Origin of the sequence: Acinetobacter sp. WU_MDCI_Abxc222, from assembly GCF_025514755.1 — a bacterium.
GTDB classification, from domain to species: Bacteria; Pseudomonadota; Gammaproteobacteria; order Pseudomonadales; family Moraxellaceae; genus Acinetobacter; species Acinetobacter geminorum.
Genome location: NZ_JAHPVG010000001.1, coordinates 539,936 through 558,978, shown reverse-complemented (window position 1 = coordinate 558,978; position 19,043 = coordinate 539,936). Strand labels below are relative to the sequence as shown.

Genomic DNA, 19,043 nt, shown 5'->3' with positions numbered 1-19,043 from the left:
TCCAGATGTGGCCTTTTTTTATTAGGAATAAATACAGCTTAGAATGAATTAATTTTTTAAGGAGAATAGGATTTAATCTTCTTCCATGGCATTACTATAAAACTTAACACCTAGTTTAATTCGGTCTCGACCATTACTCATACGCCAACGGTTGGTGTCACGTAAAGAATATACACAACCGCAATATTCCTGTTGGTAAAATTCCTCTCGCTTACTGATTTCAATCATTCGACTAGAGCCACCATTTTTTCGCCAGTTATAATCCCAATATTGAATATCTGGATAATTGGATGCTGCTCGAATTCCGCAATCATTAATTTGAGCCATATTTTTCCAACGAGAAATTCCTAACGAACTACTGATGAGACTAAAGCCGTGTTCATGTGCATAAAGGGCAGTTCGTTCAAAACGCATATCGAAACACATGGTACAACGAATACCGCGTTCTGGTTCATCTTCCATACCTTTAGCTCGAGCAAACCAATTATCCGTATCATAATCTGCATCGATAAATGGAATATTATGCTTTTCTGCAAAACGAATATTTTCTTCCTTACGGATGAGATATTCTTTTACCGGATGAATATTAGGATTATAAAAAAATATCGAAAATTTAATTCTAGAATCAATTAATGCTTCCATAACTTCTCCTGAACAAGGAGCACAGCAAGAATGAAGTAATAATTGATCATGTCCAGATGGGAGTTCTAATTTTAAACGTTGGGTTGACATAATAAAAAAATAAATTGCAATTCTAATAATTATATATTTTTATTTTGTATAATGTGAACTGAATTATTTTCAATTAAACATGAAATTTATTTAATATTTTAAAATTTATTTATTACTTTATTTGTGGTTTAGTTGAATATAATGAAATAATTAGATTATTAAATATTAAAATTATTTATATCGGCGCTTTTAAATTTATTAACCGAAATACTATATAGTAATATAAAATATAGATAAATTTAATATTTTTTAAAATAATAATATTAAAAGATAGCTAGGTAAGTGATTGATGTTTCTAAATATAATTTGAAATTTTTTGTGTTTTTATTGTGATGTGTGTCACAGATAAACCTTATTTTTTCAATTAAAATATTTCTTTAGATTTGTAGCTTTAATAAATCTATACTATAAAACTTGATGTGTTTTTAAATTTAAGTGTGTGATTATTTGAGATATGAAAGATTGGCAATGTAAGTATTGTAATGGTTACATTATGGTTAATCATTCAAAGATCAGCGTAGGAGAAAAAGTTTACTTTTTGGTATATAAATTTGATGCAAAGAATGAACGGAAAAAATTATATAAAAAGGGAATTGTAGTTGCTCGCTACGATAATATACTTCACATTGAGTCACGTAAAAAAACTTATAAGATCGAACAAGCTAAGGTCTATCCATTAGGAGCACCAATGCCTTTTGTTTATAACATGTTTTGGATTTGTGGATGTCCATGTACTCTACAAAGTTAATTCCTTAACTTTAACTGTCAGCAAGGTATTTATAGATTTAACTGAATTAATAATCACATTAAATTTATCTTTTAAGATTCAAAGAAAAGATTAGATAAGACTTATAAGCTTAGAAAAATACCTTATGAAGGTTTAAGCGTTCTGTTTATTTGTTTGACAAAACAAAGATGCTCTCTTATAAACCTCGAGTAAAGTTGGGGGCAATGATGATGATTGAGAATAAAAAAGCCGAATCTAGTCGAGTTTTGACTGTAGGAGAAGTCGCCAAAAGAAGTGGAGTTTCTGTCTCCACCTTGCATTTTTATGAAGCTAAAGGGCTTATAAAAAGTATAAGAACCAATGGTAATCAACGCCGTTTTCCCTTAATCGTTTTAAGATATATTGCGATTATTAAAGTTGCTCAAAGAGTAGGAATTCCTTTAAATGAAATTAAAGAGGCTCTTAGCGCCTATCCTATGGGAAGCAAATTAACAGCTAAACAGTGGAAAGAGTTATCAAGCCATTGGCGAAAAGATCTCGATGATCGTATTCAAAAATTAACCAGACTCCGTGATGAAATGGACTGGTGTATTGGTTGTGGTTGCTTATCACTAGAGCAATGCCCTTTAAGAAATCCAGAAGATGTTTTGGGGCAAGAGGGGTCTGGACCACGAATTTTGGAAAGGCCTTAATTGCAATATTTCAATAATTATTTTTAGGAGGGAAAATCTTAAATTCCAATAAATTAAATATATGGTTAATAGAACTTCTAAGTGAGTTTTTTATTGTAAACAAGTCACATCGAAGATAACTTTTTTTGATATCTTTAGTTTTTTTATTAAGAAGCAAAAAATTTATGAAAAAAATTATCTTTCTTGGTTTAGCGCTTGTTTCGTTAACGGCTTGTTCATCTGTACAACATAAAGATCTAACTCCACCAAAAATTGGTTCACCAAACCCAGCTAGTCAATATTGTGTTGAACAAGGTGGGAAATTAGAAATCAGAAATGAAGCAAATGGTCAGGTTGGGTATTGTCATTTACCAAATGGCCAAGTCGTCGAAGAATGGAAATTATTCCGTGATAATCAAGCAAACTGTGTAGCAGAAGAAGCTCAAAAATTAGTCGGTCAATCTGGTCTTACTGATGATCAAATTAAACAAAAAACTAAATCAGAAATTGTGCGTAAAGTGGCTCCAGGTCAACCAATGACTATGGATTATCGTACAAACCGAGTTACAGTTACTATTGATCCTGCTTCTAAGAAAATTACTCAAGCAACCTGTGGTTAATATGCTTAATTAAAGTTTGCTAAATCAAATTTTAAAGAAAAAAGCCTGCGGAAATGCAGGCTTTTTTTACTTTAATTTTCGGAATAATGGATAACGGGATACTCTTTTTGTTGTGGCAGCTGCTGTAAAGCTTGATTAATTTTGATGAGAAAAAGGTCTACTTTGTCTTGGCTTGGATTGTTGGTGTTGTATGAAGCTCTTTCTTGATAGTTAATTCCACATCCAATAATTTTCATATTTGCAGGATTAAAGCTCCAATCATTTTTATTCTTGATCGAGATATCTAAATCACTATCGCATTCTTTCCAGAGTTTTAAAAATTGATTGGAATATACAGCTGGAGTTTCTTGTGCTCGGTAGGCTGTAAATCCTTGCATTTCGGGATTAGCAAACTGAAGGAGATGATTGGTAGGCATTCCTCCCCAAAGTATAGCGGTATCTTTTGGTAGTTTTATTCCTGTTATATGTTCTTCTTTAAGTGGTGCAGTTTGCTCATCTTTCTGTTTGGACTTTTGAGATTTATAAACCAGTTTTGTTCCAACAGGAACTGTTACACCTTTGACTTGAGTTATTTGTGTTGTATAGAAATAAGGCGAATCATCACGGTTACAGCCTGTCGGGTTATAACAACCAATACAACCACTTAATAATAAAACCGGACAACTTAAAACACTTAATTTGAAAACTCGATCCATTTTTCTTGTCTTTAATTATGTCTAGAAATTTAATATATCAGTATTTAAATCAATAATAAAAAAAAGCCCCTAGCGGACTAGAGGCAGAAAAACATCAGATGCAAGAACAGGTGAATTATGCATCTGAGTTAAGTAGGTTGTATCAAACCATGTAAAGCACTTTACCAGCAAAAATGAATAAAAATAGGGAGGTGCGACTAATGGCTAATATTTGTAGTATTTTATTTGTACAACTTCGTGTAGCTGTTTTAATAAAGGGGGGGCTTTTATAGTGATTGTTCAACCGTTGTCTTTTTGTGCTACTACTCAAGTGTTATTCGTGCTTTATAGATGGCTTAATGATAATTTTAGAGCTATCCGAAAGGACACAATAATGACGAACATACGAATAATAATGAATCGAAGGTAGGACCACGTGTTTATTAGTGTATTTGATCTTTTTAAAATTGGCATCGGCCCATCTAGCTCCCATACAGTTGGACCAATGCGTGCGGCATACAGTTTTGTGGAAGATTTATTGAAGCAAAACGATTTACAAGCAACGGTTAGAGTTCAGGTGAAGTTATACGGTTCGCTGTCGGCAACCGGTGTCGGTCATGCGACAGACAAGGCTGTTCTGTTAGGTTTAATGGGCTTTGACCCTGAACATATTGATACTCAAGTAAGTACAAGCTTGATTGAAGATGTTCTTGAAAATAAAGCAATCCAGCTTAATCAGCAAAAGACTATTTCTTTTGATTATAAGCATGATGTGCTTTTTTTAGATGAATCTTTGCCTTATCACCCCAATGCAATGGAATTGATTGCATACAATGATGCTCAAGAAGTTTTATATGCGGAAACTTACTATTCGGTTGGTGGGGGTTTTATTGTTAGCCAAAGGCAATTAGCAACAACTCAAACTGAAACAAACGACATTAAGGTTCCATATCCATTTCACAGTGCGGCTGAACTTTTAAGCTTATGTAAGACTCATCATTTATCAGTGAGCGAGTTAATGCTTGAAAATGAAAAAAGCTGGCGTAGTGAAGCTGAGATTCGCAGCAAGATTATGGAAATCTGGAAAGTGATGCAGCAATGTATTCATAACGGATTAATTAATGAAGGAATATTACCGGGCGGTTTAAACGTAAAACGTCGGGCTAAAAAAATTCATGATAAGTTATTAAATAAGAAAAACTCAAACCTAATTGTGACGACTTTTCATGCGATGGAATGGGTCAATTTATTTGCCTTAGCGGTAAATGAAGAAAATGCCGCTGGCGGTCGAGTAGTGACGGCACCCACAAATGGGGCAGCAGGAATTATTCCGGCAGTTTTATATTACTACGTGACTTTTTCTAAAGACTTTTCCGAAGATAAAGTGGCTCGTTTCTTTTTAAGTGCAGCAGCCGTTGGCATTTTATGTAAACTCAATGCTTCTATTTCTGGTGCAGAAGTAGGGTGTCAGGGCGAAGTCGGTTCGGCATGTGCGATGGCTTCGGCGGGTTTAGCCGAAATTTTAGGAGCATCACCTGAGCAAGTGGAACATGCGGCTGAAATTGGGCTTGAACATAATTTGGGTTTAACGTGTGACCCGATTGGTGGTTTGGTTCAGGTGCCTTGTATTGAACGAAATGCAATTGCAGCCGTAAAAGCCATTAATGCAGCCCAAATGGCACTTCATGATGACGATGAACACTTTGTCACGCTAGATAAAGTGATTCAGACTATGAAGGAAACAGGCAAAGATATGTCTGAGAAATATAAAGAAACTTCAAAAGGTGGTCTCGCTGTTAACGCTATTGAGTGTTAAAAAAGATGAGATGGGGACGAGGTGACCCCATCTCATCTTAACCATTAAGCCTCGCGAGCAACTAAAGTTAAAATGTCGTAGGTTGCGACAAGTTCACCTCGTTGATTTTTGACTTTAATATCCCATACCACAACGCCATGCGCTGGCTGAGACGGGTCTTTTTGTGGTTTAGGGGTTTTCTGTTTACAGGTGAGTTCAACCTGAATCGAGTCACCAATTTTAACCGGTTCAACAAAGCGTAAGTTGTCCATACCATAATTGGCAATCACAGGGCCTTGTGCTGCATCGACAAATAGACCTGCTGCGGCAGATACAATGAAGTAACCATGTGCCACACGCTCACCAAAGAAAGACTCGGCCGCTGCGATTTTGTCGGTATGTGCATAGAAATAGTCACCGCTTAAACACGCGAAATTGACAATATCTGCTTCGGTGACTGTACGACGCGCTGTTAATAGGCGTTCACCAATCACTAACTCATCAAAAGACTTTTTAAATGGATGTACGCGGTCCTCATTAACTTTAGAGCCAGCAGTCCATGAGTGAGTAATTTGCGTCAAACTGTTTGGAGAGCCTTGAATTGCAGTACGCTGCATGTAGTGTTTAACCGCGCGAATACCACCTAACTCTTCACCGCCACCTGCACGACCAGGGCCGCCGTGTACTAAATGTGGTAGTGGTGAACCATGACCTGTACTTTCTTTTGCTGACTCTGAATCGAGTACATGCACACGGCCATGCCAAGGCGCAATTTTTTGAATAATCTGCTCAATATTCTCATCGTTATTTTTAACGACTGAAGCCACTAGGCTACCTTCACCACGTGAAACAAGGTCAGCTAGTTCTTCAATGTTTTGATATGGCATGAGTGTACATACAGGACCGAACGCTTCCGTAGTATGAACATTCATCGCTTGTAAAGGCTGTTCGCAAAGCAATAAAGTTGGAGCGAAAAAAGCACCTTTTTCAGGATGATCTGCATTAAATGTAAAGTTATCGTTGCCACCAAAAACAATTTTTGCATCTTTGCTGAGTTCAGCAACTTTTTCTGCAACGTCATGTTTTTGTTTAATGCTCGCTAACGCACCCATGGTAGTTTCTTCTTTTTGAGGGTCACCCACCACAACTTTAGCAAGTTTGGCTGTTAGCTTTTCTTGCACAGTCGCTAACAAATTTTCAGGAACAAATGCACGACGAATTGCAGTACATTTTTGGCCTGCTTTGGTGGTCATTTCACGGAAGACTTCACGCACAAATAAATCGACAGTTTCTTCATTTGCCTCAGGGCTTAAAATTGCACTGTTTACCGAGTCGGCTTCCATGCTAAATGGAATCGAATATTTATTGAGGTGAGGGTGATTACGTAATTTTTGGCCTGTGTAAGCAGAACCTGTAAAAGTCACGCAGTCTTGTGGGCCTAACTGTTCTAACAGGTCATAAGTCTGACCGCAAATGAGTTGTAGCGAACCTTTCGGTAGCACGTGTGCTTCTTCAATGGCTTTTACAACTACTTGAGTTAATTGGGCACCGTCGGTTGCAGGCTTAACAATACATGGCACACCAGCAAGTAACGTCGGTGCAATCTTTTCAAGCATTCCCCAAATTGGGAAGTTAAATGCGTTGATGTGAACGGCAACACCTGCTTTAGGACTTAAAATGTGCTTAGCACCGAAAGTTCCATTTTTAGATAATTGAATCCAGCTATCTTCGGTAATAATTTTTTCGTCATTAAGTTCACGGCGAACCAAACTTGAATAAGCAAATAATGTCTGGATACCGCCTTCAATATCAATCCATGCATCTTTACGAGTTGCACCTGTTGCATAAGCAAGTTTGTAAAACTCTTCCTTACGTTCAAGTAAATATTGGGCAATTTGTTTTAAAGCATTAGCGCGTTGATGAAACGTCCAGTTAGCCAGTTCTGAACCATTTTGTTTGGCATATTGAACAACACGTTTCATATCTATGCCATGACTACTTACGGCATAAATCGCTTCACCTGTAATAGCATGATAAATAGGGCGCAGTTCTTCACTGGTCGAATGCCATGTTCCATAGACATAAGAAGCAAGATGAGGCAGTTGATGCTCAGACTGCTGAAAATCTGTGTCAGTTGAGGTTCCTTCTAGGTGTGCTTGTTCAAGCATGACCAAACTCCTTTTTTATTTGATACATCAATTATAAAAATTGCAAAAATATGATTCATAATTTCAGATTAATTTGTCTAAAAGTCAACTTTATTTTGATTTGAAAACGTAAAAAGATTTTTTATTTTTAATTAATATTTATTAAATTCAAATATTTAATTCTTATTTATTTGTTGGATTTAATTTGATACTAAAAAAGTGATTGACTTTGTTTTTAGTGTATCGAAAAATAGATTTAAGGGTGATGCCTACAGGGAATGAAAGAATGGAAAACAATTACCAGAAATTTGAACAAAATATTGCCAATGAAATTACGATCGAGGCTAAGGATCAAATGCCCGATGCCTACCGCAAAACATTGATTCGTCAAATCGGGCAACATGGCCATTCTGAAATTGTAGGTATGTTGCCTGAAGGAAACTGGATTACTCGTGCGCCAACTTTAAAACGTAAAGCGGTTTTGCTCGCGAAAGTACAAGATGAAGCGGGTCATGGTTTATATCTATATAGCGCAGCAGAAACCTTAGGTGCTGACCGTGATGACATGATGGAAAAGTTGATTAATGGGAAAATGAAATACTCATCAATCTTTAACTATCCAACTTTGACTTGGGCAGATGTCGCTGCAATTGGTTGGCTTGTCGATGGGGCAGCCATTGTGAACCAAGTTGCGCTTTGCCGTACTTCATATGGGCCATATGCACGTGCGATGGTACGTATTTGTAAAGAAGAAAGTTTCCACCAACGCCAAGGTTTTGAAGCCATGATGGCTTTGGCAAACGGTACGCCAGAACAAAAACAGATGGCACAAGATGCGGTAAATCGCTATTGGTGGCCAGCACTGATGATGTTTGGTCCAAGTGATGAGCATTCTCCAAACAGCGCGCAAAGCATGGCGTGGAAAATCAAACGCTTTAGTAACGATGAATTACGACAAAAGTTCGTCGATAACACCGTACCACAAGTGTTGCAACTTGGCTTGGAAGTACCGGACCTAGATTTAAAGTTCAATGAAGAAACAGGTCACTATGAGTTTGGCGAGATTGACTGGCACGAATTTAATGAAGTGATTGCCGGACGTGGACCATGTAATCACGAGCGTATCGAAGCACGCCGTAAAGCATGGGAAAACGGCAAATGGGTTCGTGATGCAGCAGTAGTCTACGCGAAAAAACAGCAGCTTGAAGCGAACAAAGTGGCTTAACAAGATTTATGGAAAAATTTGAGGAAATCAAAATGGAAGATAAAAACAACTGGTCGCTCTACGAAGTATTTGTACGTAGTAAACAAGGCTTAAGCCACCGTCATGTAGGCAGCTTAAGAGCACCTGATGATGAAATTGCACTGCAACATGCTCGTGATGTTTACACGCGCCGTAATGAAGGAATTAGCATTTGGGTAGTTCGTTCAGAACTGATTAAGTCATCACAGCCAGATGAAAAAGCTGAATTTTTTGATCCTTCTTTAGACAAGGTTTATCGTCATCCGACTTTTTACCATATCCCAGATGGCATTGAGCACATGTAAGGGGAATGGCAAATGAATCATTCAGTTTTATCTAAATTCTTATTACATATTGGCGACAGTCAACTGGTTTTATCTCAGCGTTTAGCTGAATGGTGCGGGCATGCACCTGAGCTAGAAATTGATATTGCCTTAGCAAATATCGGCTTGGACTTGTTAGGTCAAGCAAGAAACTTTCTGACTTTGGCTGGTCAATATGATGAAGCTAAGCGTGATGAAGACCAACTTGCGTATTTCCGTACTGAGCGTGAGTTTTTAAACCTATTGTTGTGTGAACAACCGAATGGTGATTTTGCACAAACGATTGTACGCCAGTGGTTGATGGACCATTACCATCTTCATTTATTTACTGCTTTAGCGCAAAGCTCACTTCCTGAATTAAGTGCGCTTGCTGTGAAATCTTTAAAAGAAGTGAAGTATCACATCCGCTTTTCGACAAGCTGGATGGAGCGTTTAAGTTTAAGCACAGATGAAGCGCATCAACGTGTACAAGATGGATTAAATAATTTATGGCGCTTTACCGCTGAGTTATTTGAACTGAGTGCAGACGAACAAGCATTAGTTGCACAAGGCGTGATTCCAGATTTTTCAAATGAAAAAGAACAATGGAACCAAACCATTGCAGATGAGCTTAAGCGTTTTGAATTAAACGTTGCTGTGAACGGTGCTTATCGCCGTGGTGCGAAACAAGGATTGCATACCGAGCATTTGGGTTATTTGTTGGCTGAAATGCAATGTATTCAAAGAACTTATCCGGGCATGACCTGGTAAGACAAGGAGGTGAGCCATGCAAATGATTCGTCATTGCATCGACCAATGTTGGGATGTTCTACAAACGGTAAGTGACCCTGAAATTCCGGTTTTATCTGTTGTGGATTTAGGCATGATTCGCGGTTTAGAGATTAACGATCAACAAGAAATTATTGTTCGTCTAACTCCAACATATAGCGGTTGCCCAGCAACAGATATGCTCAAAGCACAAATTGTTGAGGCATTTACCGCAGAAGCTTTGACACCGGTCAAAGTCATGGTCGATTTATCAGAAGCATGGACCACGGACTGGATGTCTGAAGCAGGGAAAAAGAAACTGCAAGTTTATGGCATTGCGCCACCTGAAGGATTGGCGCATCAGTGTGGTACTCACGTTCATTTAAATGATGGTGTTGAGTGTCCACGTTGTAAAAGCCGACACACCCGACTGTTAACAGAGTTTAGTTCTACCGCCTGTAAAGCACTTTATAAATGTCAGGACTGTCTTGAGCCTTTTGATTACTTCAAATGTATTTAAGTCTTTAGATAAGGAAATCAGCCATGAGCCAATTTGTACCATTAAAAGTAAAAAGTATTACGCCTCAAACCGATCAGGCAATTTGTATTGCATTTGACGTTGTACCTGAACAACAAGAACAATTCCAATTTCAACCGGGGCAACATTTAACCATTCGCCATTTAACCGAAGCGGGTGAAATCCGCCGTTGTTATTCAATTTGTAGCTATGCGGGTAAAGAAGACATCAGCATTGCGGTTAAAAAAATTGATCAAGGTCAATTTTCAAACTGGGCAAATGACCATTTGAAAGTGGGCGATGTGCTTGAAGTCATGCCACCACAAGGTGTGTTTTTTCAAAAAGCAGCCAAGATTGGCGGACAAAACTATTTAGGTGTTGCTGCGGGGAGTGGTATTACTCCGATTTTATCGATTGTTAAGCAAGTTTTGTTTGAACAACTTGAAGCTAAATTTACCTTACTCTATGGCAATCGCTCATGGAAACAAACCATGTTTGCCGAGCAAATTATGGATTTGAAAGATCAGTTTAAAGAACGCTTTCAACTCATCAATATTTTTTCTCGTGAGTTTAATGACAGTGAGCTGATGAACGGTCGTATTAATGCAGAAAAGCTTAAGCAACTTTTTGATTTTGAAGTGCTTGAAACAAATTTTGACCATGTTTTTGCCTGCGGCCCAGACGAAATGATGAATGCCGTAGAAAATACTTTACCGAACTTTGGTATTGCCAAAGAGCGCATTCACACTGAACGTTTCCATACAGGACAAGCACGTAAACGTAGTGTTGAAGCGGATGCAAATCGTAAAGAAGAAAAGGTCAACATCATTTTAGATGGTCGTGAACTGATTGTTTCTGTGGCTCAAGATGATGAAAGTATTCTTGATGCGGCTTTACGTGCGGGTGCCGACTTACCGTATGCATGTAAAGGTGGGGTGTGTGCAACCTGTCGTTGTAAGGTGCTTTCTGGGGAAGTTGACATGTTCCTTAACTATAGTCTTGAAGAAGACGAAGTTGAAAAGGGCTACGTGCTGAGCTGTCAGACTTTACCAAAAGGCTCAAATGTTCGTTTGAGTTTTGATGAATAGAGGCTGTCATGCAAGAGTTGATCAAAGCCAGAACAGCAACTGACGGTGTTTTGTTATTAACCCTAAACCGTCCAGAAAAAAGAAATGCTTTAAACAATGCAACCTTGCAGTGTTTATGTGAGTTGCTCGAAAAAGCTGAACATAATGCTCAAGTCAAAGCAGTGGTTTTAACAGGTAACGCTCAGTGTTTTGCGGCTGGAGCAGATCTTGGCGAATTGGCTGCAATGGACGCCGTGTCTTTGCAACTCGATATTCGCCCGAAGCTTTGGCAAAAAATTGATGCGTTTAGTAAGCCACTGATTAGTGCAGTCAATGGTTATGCCTTAGGCGCTGGGTTTGAGCTGGTTTTGCACTCAGATATGGTGATTTGCGGTGAAAATGCCCGTTTTGCATTACCTGAAATTGGCCTTGGCATGTTGCCGGGTGCAGGCGGAACACAGCGTTTAGCACGCTTGGTTGGGCAACAACTCACCATGCGCTGGGCCATGACAGGTGAGATGATTTCGGCAAAACAGGCAGAGCAACACGGCATTTGCAGCCAAGTGGTGCCGACCGAATTAACCGTCGAATATGCAGTTCAACTTGCAGCCAAAATTGCCAAACAAGCGCCTTTAGCGATTCGTGTGATTAAACAATCAATTAAAAGTATTCATGAAACAACGTTAAGTCAGGGACTCAAGTTTGAACGTCAAAACTTTGTCTGGCTGGCGGCTACAAAAGATCGAAACGAAGGGATTAATGCTTTCTTTGAGAAAAGAAAGCCAGTGTTTAGAGGTGAGTGATGGACTATCAAAATATTATTGCTGAAGAAAAAAATGGTGTTGGCTACCTGACATTTAACCGCCCAAAAGCACTGAATAGCTTTAACGTTGATATGCACCGTGAAGTGGCCGAGGTTTTAAACTTGTGGACTAAAAATCCAGATGTTCGCTGTGTGGTGATTAGTGGTGAAGGCCGTGGCTTTTGTGCAGGGCAAGACTTAGGGGACCGTGTAGTTGACCCAAACGCTGAAGCTCCAGATTTAGGATATTCCATTGAAACTTACTATAACCCGCTCATTAAAACGATTGTAAATATGCCAAAGCCTGTGATTTGTGCCGTAAATGGCGTGGCAGCAGGTGCAGGGGCAAATATTGCACTGGCGTGTGACTTGGTGATTGCAGCTAAATCGGCAAACTTTGTACAAGCCTTTTGCCGCTTAGGACTGGTTCCAGACTCGGCTGGTACATGGTTTTTACCACGTGCTGTAGGCCATGCTCGCGCTATGGGATTGGCTTTGCTAGGTGACAAGCTCCCAGCAGAAACCGCAAAAGAATGGGGCATGATTTGGGATGTGGTTGAAGATGCTGAACTTAAAACAAAAGTCACTGAACTCGCTGAACGTTTAGCGAAACAACCTACTTTTGGTTTATCTCTTATTAAAAAAGCCATTCATCAATCAAGTAATAACACTTTTGAAGAGCAAATGCTTTTAGAACGTGACTTACAACGTATAGCAGGTCGTTCAGAAGATTATCGTGAAGGGGTACAAGCCTTTATGAATAAACGTGAACCAAATTTTAAAGGGCGCTAAGCATGACAGATTTAGATTTATCTCGTGCCCGAATTGCCGTCATTGGTTCTGGCACCATGGGCATTGGCATTGCTCAGTTAGCCATCGTTAATGGGCACTCGACCATTTTATATGATCTGGACGCTCAAAAAGCGCAACAAGCTGTTTACGGCTTGGGGCAAACGTTTAAAAAGCTGGTTGAAAAGAGCAAGCTCACACAGCAGCAAGCGGATGAAGCTTTAGCACGTTTAACTGTGGTCAATCAAGTTGAAGCGCTGCGTGATGCTGACTTAGTTATTGAAGCGGTCGTTGAGAAAAAAGAAGTTAAACAGTCTTTATTTAAGCAACTTGCTGAAATTTGTAGTGCGCAAACCATTTTTGCAAGTAACACATCTTCAATTTCAGTAACTGCAATTTCGGCAGGCATTGCTCACCCAGAGCGCGTAGTGGGTTTACATTTTTTTAATCCTGCGCCAGTCATGAAATTGGTTGAAATTGTACAAGGCTTAAAAACCCCCAACAGCTTATGTTTGGCTTTAAAAAACTTGATGTTGGGCTGGAAAAAAATTCCGGTACTCACCAAGTCGACTCCTGGTTTTATTGTTAACCGAATTGCTCGTCCGTTTTATGCAGAAGGCTTTAGAGCGTTGCAAGAACAAGTCACCAGCTATGACCAACTCGACTATGCCTTAAAGCAATGCGGCGGTTTTGCGATGGGACCGTGTGAACTCACCGACCTCATTGGGCAAGATGTTAACTTTTCGGTAACCCAAAGCGTTTACCAAGAGTTTTTTTACGAACCACGCTACCGTCCAAGTCTCATTCAAAAAGAATTGGTCGATGCAGGAGCTTGGGGCCGTAAGTCAAAACAGGGTTTTTATCGCTATAACGAAAAAAATCAGTACGAGACATTTCAGCCTCAAGCTGTGGTTGCTACGCCAGTTGATGCTCATATTCAGCTAAAAGGGACTTGGTCTCAGCTACCTGCTTTTTTAACGCGTTTGGGTTTAAAAAGTGGATCTGCGAGCGACGACAATATCCTTCAAATTGATGATATCGACTTACGCTTAAGCCAAGGTGAGTCTGCCAATATTCATTACTTAACCCGTAAAGTGGTTTTAATGGATTGGCACCATGATTTTGAGCAAGCGGAAGCTTTAGTACTCAGTCATAACGAGCTTTGTGAAGCAAGTGATCTGGCTAAAGTTGAGGCTTACTTTGCACAGTTTGGTATGAGCGTGATGTGGATTAAAGACCATCCGGCACTGTTAACCTTACGCACCATCGCTTTACTCATTAATGAAGCCTGTGAAGCAAGTTTACATGGTGTTGCGAGTCTGGAAGATATTGATAATGCCATGAAATATGGAGTGAATTATCCTAAGGGTCCTTACCAGTGGTTGACACAAATGGGCGGTGCTTATGTGCTCCAAACCTTAAATAACTTATATGCACTGTATGGAGAGGAAAAATATCGCGCGAGTATCTACCTCAAGCAATATGTAGCGAAAACCCAAAACATTGCTACCCAATATTCACGTGATATGACCGAATTTGCATAATCAGGAGTCAACATGGAAGACGTTTTAATTTGCGATTTTATTCGTACCCCAATTGGACGATATGCAGGTGCCCTAAGTGCTGTACGTGCAGATGATTTAGCTGCATTGCCCATCAAATATTTAAAAGATAAGCACCCGAACTTGCCGTGGAATACGGTAGACGAAGTGTTTTTAGGATGTGCTAACCAAGCAGGTGAAGACAACCGTAACGTTGCACGTATGGCAACACTCTTGGCAGGCTTACCTGATACAGTGCCAGCCATGACCGTCAATCGCTTGTGTGCTTCAGGTCTAGATGCAGTAGGGCTTGCTGCACGCTCAATTAAAGCAGGCGAAGCGCAGTTTGTGTTGGCAGGTGGTGTTGAGTCGATGAGCCGTGCGCCATTTGTACAAGCTAAACCAACAGAAGCATTTAGCCGCACCCCTGAAATTTATGACACAACGATTGGCTGGCGCTTTGTAAATAAGCAACTTAAAGCGCAATACGGCACCGACAGCATGCCCGAAACAGCCGAAAATGTAGCTGAAAAATATCAGATTAGCCGTGAAGACCAAGATGCGTTTGCATTGCGTAGTCAGCAAAAAACCGCTGCGGCACAACAAAATGGTTTCTTTAACGACGAGATTTTGCCTGTCGAGATTGTAGACCGTAAGAAAAATGTAGTTGTGGTGAACCGTGATGAACATCCGCGTGAAACGACACTTGAAGCACTCGCAAAACTAAAAGCCCCATTTAAAAAAGAAGGTGGCTCGGTGACTGCTGGAAATGCCTCTGGTGTAAATGATGGCGCTGCGTGTGTGTTAATTACCAACCGTGAATTTGCAGATACACATGGTTTAAAACCTTTAGCACGTGTGATTGGCATTGCAAGTGCGGGTGTTGAACCCAAATATATGGGTATAGGTCCTGTTCCGGCTGTGCAGAAAATTTTAAAGCAAACAGGTTTAACGCTAGATCAGATGGATGTGATTGAGCTGAATGAAGCATTCGCAGCCCAATCTTTGGCTTGTATGCGTGAACTCGGTCTAAAAGATGACGATGAACGCGTTAATCCAAATGGTGGTGCAATTGCGTTAGGCCATCCGTTAGGCATGAGCGGTACACGTTTAGTGATTACGGCAACACGTGAGCTAAAAAAACGCGGTGGACGCTATGCACTTTGCACGATGTGTGTAGGTGTTGGACAAGGCGTCGCACTGATTTTGGAAAACTTAAATTAATTCAGACGGTTTTTAAAATTACATAATGAGGAGAGAGGCGATGGACAGCCTTACAATGGATAATGTTGAGCAATTAACACTTGCAGAGCTTAGAGAGCTGCAAACGAAACGGTTAAAACAAACCCTGACTTTTGTATATGAAAATAGTCCGGTCTATAAGAAAAAGTTCGATGAAGCAGGTGTACATCCTAATGACTTCGTGACTTTAGACGATCTGGCGAAGTTTCCATTTACCACCAAACAGGATTTAAGAGACAACTATCCGTTTGGGATGTTTGCCGTACCGCAAGAGCAAATTGTGCGTTTACATGCATCATCAGGCACAACGGGCAAACCGACGGTGGTGGGCTATACCCAAAAAGATATTAATACTTGGTCGGACATTGTTGCACGTTGCTTACGCATGGCAGGTTTAACCGCGAAAGATATGGTTCAGGTGGCTTATGGCTATGGACTATTTACAGGTGGACTAGGCGCACATTATGGTGCCGAGCGCTTAGGTGCAACGGTTATTCCTATGTCTGGCGGGCAAACTGAAAAGCAAGTTCAGCTCATTCAAGACTTTAAACCGACTGCAATTATGGTTACGCCATCGTATTGCGTGAGCATTATTGAAAAGCTCGAGCAACAATTTGGTACTGCACGTAATACGTCTTTAAAAGTCGGTATTTTTGGTGCCGAGCCGTGGACCAACGAACTGCGCCGTGAAATTGAAGAACGCCTCAATATTAAAGCGCTCGATATTTATGGCTTATCTGAGGTGATGGGGCCGGGTGTTGCGATGCAGTGCTTAGGTGAGGGAGAGGGATTAACCATTTGGGAAGATCATTTCTACCCAGAAATTATTAACCCTGAAACAGGTGAAGTCTGTAAAGATGGTGAACTTGGCGAGCTAGTCTTTACCACCATTACCAAAGAAGGCTTACCGATTATTCGTTACCGTACTCGTGATTTGACCCGCTTACTACCGGGTGAAAATCTGGCGATGCGTAAAATGGATAAAATTGTGGGCCGTAGCGACGACATGCTGATTATTCGCGGTGTGAACGTTTTCCCGACTCAAATTGAAGAGCAAATTTTGCAAGTTCCGCATTTAGTTCCAAATTATGAAATTTTGGTGACTAAAAAAGGCCATATGGATACTTTGCATATTCGTACAGAGATGTGTCATAACTGTACTATACAGGCCAATCAACTTGCTCAGGAGTTGATGAAACGCATTAAAACCATGATTGGAATTAGCGTTACTGTAGAAGTTGTGACAGAAGCGACCTTACCTCGTTCGGAAGGTAAGGCAAAGCGGGTAATCGATATGCGTCAGATTGCTTAACATCAAGATCATTCAGGGTATAGAATCTATACCCTGAAACTAAACGCCAAGACATGAGTATGAGTGCAAAAATACAGCAAATAATTGATTCTGTTGTAAAGAATGAAACCTTAAGTGGAACTTCGCTTATTTCGACAATTTTTGGAGATTCAGTACTTCATCGGGGTGGAAACATTAGTCTTGCAAGCCTGATTCAGTTATTAGAGCTATTTGGTTTTAATGACCGCGCTGTAAGAACCTCTGTTTTTCGTTTAGTTAAAAATGATTGGTTATGCTCAGACAAAATCGGCAGAACCAGTTTTTATCGAATTACCGATTCAAGCCGTTCGACTTATTTGCAGGCCGAGCAACGCATTTATAACGACCAGATGAAAGAGTGGGACCATTATTGGGATCTTATTCTGATGTCTAGTCTCGACACTGAAAATAAAGCGTTGCTAAAGAAAGAACTCGAATGGTTAGGATTTGCCAATATTTCTACAAACTTAATGGCTTATCCGGGTTGTAATCGTATTGAACTGCAACGCTTGTTGGTTGACTTAAATATGAGTGAGCAAGTGGTGGTGTTTAAAGCCGAAACCTTGCAACTCTTTAATAATTCGGTCGATACCATTGGTCGTATGCTCAGAACCAACTGGCCCATCGATGAATTGCGCCAAAGATACCTACAGTTTCTCGATATTTTTAGAGAAATTGGCGTGTTACTCATGCAGGAAAACGAACAACTCGAACCCGTTCAGGCCTTTCAAATTAGAACTTTGCTGATTCATTATTATCGACGGATTTTATTGAAAGACCCTGCATTACCGCTTGAATTGTTGCCAACTGACTGGCCCGCGATTAGTGCACGAACGTTATCAATGAATATTTATAAAAAAGTATTTGAACCTGCCGATGAATACTTCTTGTCTGTTGCCGCAACAGCAGAAGGACCTATGCCAAATGCTACAGCACATTATTGGCGCCGTTTCGGAGGTTTGGTGGCAACAAATGAGAGGTTAAGTCATGCCTTGTTATAGTATTGACGGTGTTATTCCCGTCGTTAGCCCAGATGCTTTTGTACACCCAACCGCTGTTTTAATTGGTGATGTGATTATTGAAGCGGGCGTATATGTAGGACCATTTGCGTCATTGCGTGCCGATTTTGGTCGTATTCACATTAAGCAAAATGCCAATATACAAGATAGCTGCACCGTACATGGTTTTCCGCAAAGCGTGACTTTAGTTGAGGAAATGGGCCACATTGGGCATGGCACAACTTTACATGGCTGCCGCATTGGTAAAAATGTTTTGGTCGGCATGAACAGCGTAATTTTGGACTATGCTGAAATTGGTGAAAACACCATTATTGGTGCAAATAGCTTGGTCAAAACCAAAGATATTATTCCGGCAAATGTATTGGCAATGGGTAGTCCTGCCAAGGTTGCACGTGATTTATCAGAACAAGAAAAAAAGTGGAAAACCAGAGGCACGCAAGAATACATGGAGCTTGCACAGCGCTGCTTAAACTCAATGCAAGAAGTTCAGCCTTTAAGCTCAGAGTTGGATGACCGCCTGACCTATAAGGACTTTAGTTCTTCAAACTATCAGATTAAACAAGATAGCGTTTAACGGCTTTTAATCAGTCGATTTCAATACAGATAGGTTTATAACACTTAAGGAATACTCGCACGAGTAGGGAGACGTTTGTGCAAAAAATGGAAGCCACTGCGGTTGATCAATTCGCAGAGCTATTGGGTGTTCAAGTGCTGCATCGCAGTTTTGATGAAGCGCGTTGTCAGCTTAATGTGAAAGACGAGCACATGAATGCCTTGGGCGGTGTGCATGGTGGCGTGATATTTTCTTTAGCCGATATTGCTTTTGCGATGGCTTGTAATGCAGGGGATGCGCCATACACTGGCCTACAGGCGGATATTCGCTATATGAGTGGTGCTAAAGATAAGGTGTTATTTGCAACGGCAACCAAGGTCGGAAGTAGTAAAAAATTTGCCCATTATGAAGTGTTGATAACAGACGGTTTAAATAATAGAGTCGCTTTGTTTACATCTACGTGTTACAGACTCGCGCCGTGAATGGCTTGCATACAGTTAGCAA

The 19,043-nt window shown here is 40.2% G+C and carries 20 protein-coding genes; 17 read left to right on the top strand and 3 right to left on the bottom strand.

Going from position 1 to position 19,043, the window contains the following annotated elements; all coding sequences use genetic code 11:
- Positions 1-72: 72 nt before the first annotated feature.
- Entirely contained in the window at positions 73-732 is a 660-nt protein-coding gene (locus KTJ10_RS02675; RefSeq protein WP_068972723.1) for an epoxyqueuosine reductase QueH, read from the bottom strand.
- 454 nt (positions 733-1,186) lie between these two features.
- Between KTJ10_RS02675 and KTJ10_RS02670 the strand changes: the two genes are divergently transcribed.
- From KTJ10_RS02670 to KTJ10_RS02660, 3 genes are all read left to right on the top strand, one after another.
- A complete protein-coding gene (locus KTJ10_RS02670; RefSeq protein ID WP_213688474.1) occupies positions 1,187-1,480 on the top strand; it encodes a hypothetical protein in 294 nt (97 codons plus the stop codon).
- Between the two features lie 206 nt (positions 1,481-1,686).
- A complete protein-coding gene (gene soxR, locus KTJ10_RS02665) occupies positions 1,687-2,151 on the top strand; it encodes a redox-sensitive transcriptional activator SoxR (protein WP_199976466.1) in 465 nt (154 codons plus the stop codon).
- Positions 2,152-2,315: 164 nt separating this feature from the next.
- The gene (locus tag KTJ10_RS02660; RefSeq protein ID WP_262441286.1) at positions 2,316-2,750 is read left to right on the top strand and encodes an I78 family peptidase inhibitor; all 435 of its coding nucleotides are present in this window, start codon (positions 2,316-2,318) and stop codon (positions 2,748-2,750) included.
- Between the two features lie 71 nt (positions 2,751-2,821).
- On the opposite strand, the gene KTJ10_RS02655 is transcribed toward KTJ10_RS02660, so the two are convergent.
- Positions 2,822-3,445: a hypothetical protein gene (locus tag KTJ10_RS02655; RefSeq protein WP_262441285.1), complete on the bottom strand. Its 624-nt coding sequence runs from the start codon at positions 3,443-3,445 to the stop codon at positions 2,822-2,824.
- A gap of 415 nt (positions 3,446-3,860) precedes the next feature.
- Between KTJ10_RS02655 and KTJ10_RS02650 the strand changes: the two genes are divergently transcribed.
- Positions 3,861-5,240, top strand: a complete 1,380-nt coding sequence (locus KTJ10_RS02650) for an L-serine ammonia-lyase (RefSeq protein WP_262441284.1) — start codon at positions 3,861-3,863, stop codon at positions 5,238-5,240.
- A gap of 44 nt (positions 5,241-5,284) precedes the next feature.
- On the opposite strand, the gene paaZ is transcribed toward KTJ10_RS02650, so the two are convergent.
- Positions 5,285-7,387, bottom strand: coding sequence for a phenylacetic acid degradation bifunctional protein PaaZ (paaZ, locus tag KTJ10_RS02645; protein WP_262441283.1), 2,103 nt, complete (start codon positions 7,385-7,387; stop codon positions 5,285-5,287).
- A 265-nt stretch (positions 7,388-7,652) separates the two neighbouring features.
- Here paaZ and paaA point away from each other — a divergent pair, with 265 nt between their 5' ends.
- The 13 genes from paaA to KTJ10_RS02580 all read left to right on the top strand — a co-directional run bounded on the left by paaA (position 7,653) and on the right by KTJ10_RS02580 (position 19,021).
- Positions 7,653-8,591 (top strand): 1,2-phenylacetyl-CoA epoxidase subunit PaaA, encoded by a 939-nt coding sequence (gene paaA, locus KTJ10_RS02640; protein WP_316249911.1) that lies wholly within the window; start codon positions 7,653-7,655, stop codon positions 8,589-8,591.
- 32 nt (positions 8,592-8,623) lie between these two features.
- The gene (gene paaB / locus KTJ10_RS02635) at positions 8,624-8,914 is read left to right on the top strand and encodes a 1,2-phenylacetyl-CoA epoxidase subunit PaaB (RefSeq protein WP_000389648.1); all 291 of its coding nucleotides are present in this window, start codon (positions 8,624-8,626) and stop codon (positions 8,912-8,914) included.
- A 12-nt stretch (positions 8,915-8,926) separates the two neighbouring features.
- Positions 8,927-9,682 (top strand): 1,2-phenylacetyl-CoA epoxidase subunit PaaC, encoded by a 756-nt coding sequence (paaC, locus tag KTJ10_RS02630; protein ID WP_262441281.1) that lies wholly within the window; start codon positions 8,927-8,929, stop codon positions 9,680-9,682.
- Between the two features lie 16 nt (positions 9,683-9,698).
- Entirely contained in the window at positions 9,699-10,199 is a 501-nt protein-coding gene (gene paaD, locus KTJ10_RS02625; protein ID WP_262441280.1) for a 1,2-phenylacetyl-CoA epoxidase subunit PaaD, read from the top strand.
- 23 nt (positions 10,200-10,222) lie between these two features.
- Complete coding sequence (gene paaE / locus KTJ10_RS02620) at positions 10,223-11,284, top strand: 1,2-phenylacetyl-CoA epoxidase subunit PaaE (protein WP_262441279.1); 1,062 nt, start codon at positions 10,223-10,225, stop codon at positions 11,282-11,284.
- 8 nt (positions 11,285-11,292) lie between these two features.
- Positions 11,293-12,066: an enoyl-CoA hydratase-related protein gene (locus tag KTJ10_RS02615; RefSeq protein WP_262441278.1), complete on the top strand. Its 774-nt coding sequence runs from the start codon at positions 11,293-11,295 to the stop codon at positions 12,064-12,066.
- Positions 12,066-12,857, top strand: a complete 792-nt coding sequence (gene paaG, locus KTJ10_RS02610; RefSeq protein WP_000386292.1) for a 2-(1,2-epoxy-1,2-dihydrophenyl)acetyl-CoA isomerase PaaG — start codon at positions 12,066-12,068, stop codon at positions 12,855-12,857. Before KTJ10_RS02615 ends, paaG begins: the two co-directional genes overlap by 1 nt.
- A gap of 2 nt (positions 12,858-12,859) precedes the next feature.
- Entirely contained in the window at positions 12,860-14,398 is a 1,539-nt protein-coding gene (locus KTJ10_RS02605) for a 3-hydroxyacyl-CoA dehydrogenase (RefSeq protein WP_262441277.1), read from the top strand.
- A 12-nt stretch (positions 14,399-14,410) separates the two neighbouring features.
- Positions 14,411-15,619, top strand: a complete 1,209-nt coding sequence (gene pcaF, locus KTJ10_RS02600) for a 3-oxoadipyl-CoA thiolase (protein WP_000390396.1) — start codon at positions 14,411-14,413, stop codon at positions 15,617-15,619.
- A 40-nt stretch (positions 15,620-15,659) separates the two neighbouring features.
- Complete coding sequence (gene paaK, locus KTJ10_RS02595) at positions 15,660-16,949, top strand: phenylacetate--CoA ligase PaaK (protein WP_039765522.1); 1,290 nt, start codon at positions 15,660-15,662, stop codon at positions 16,947-16,949.
- A 53-nt stretch (positions 16,950-17,002) separates the two neighbouring features.
- Positions 17,003-17,968, top strand: coding sequence for a phenylacetic acid degradation operon negative regulatory protein PaaX (paaX, locus tag KTJ10_RS02590; protein ID WP_081318642.1), 966 nt, complete (start codon positions 17,003-17,005; stop codon positions 17,966-17,968).
- On the top strand, positions 17,955-18,560 hold the full coding sequence (locus tag KTJ10_RS02585; protein WP_086376746.1) for a DapH/DapD/GlmU-related protein: 606 nt from the start codon (positions 17,955-17,957) through the stop codon (positions 18,558-18,560). The genes paaX and KTJ10_RS02585 overlap by 14 nt, the downstream gene beginning before the upstream one ends.
- Before the next feature lie 77 nt (positions 18,561-18,637).
- Entirely contained in the window at positions 18,638-19,021 is a 384-nt protein-coding gene (locus KTJ10_RS02580; protein ID WP_262441275.1) for a PaaI family thioesterase, read from the top strand.
- Positions 19,022-19,043 lie beyond the last annotated feature (22 nt).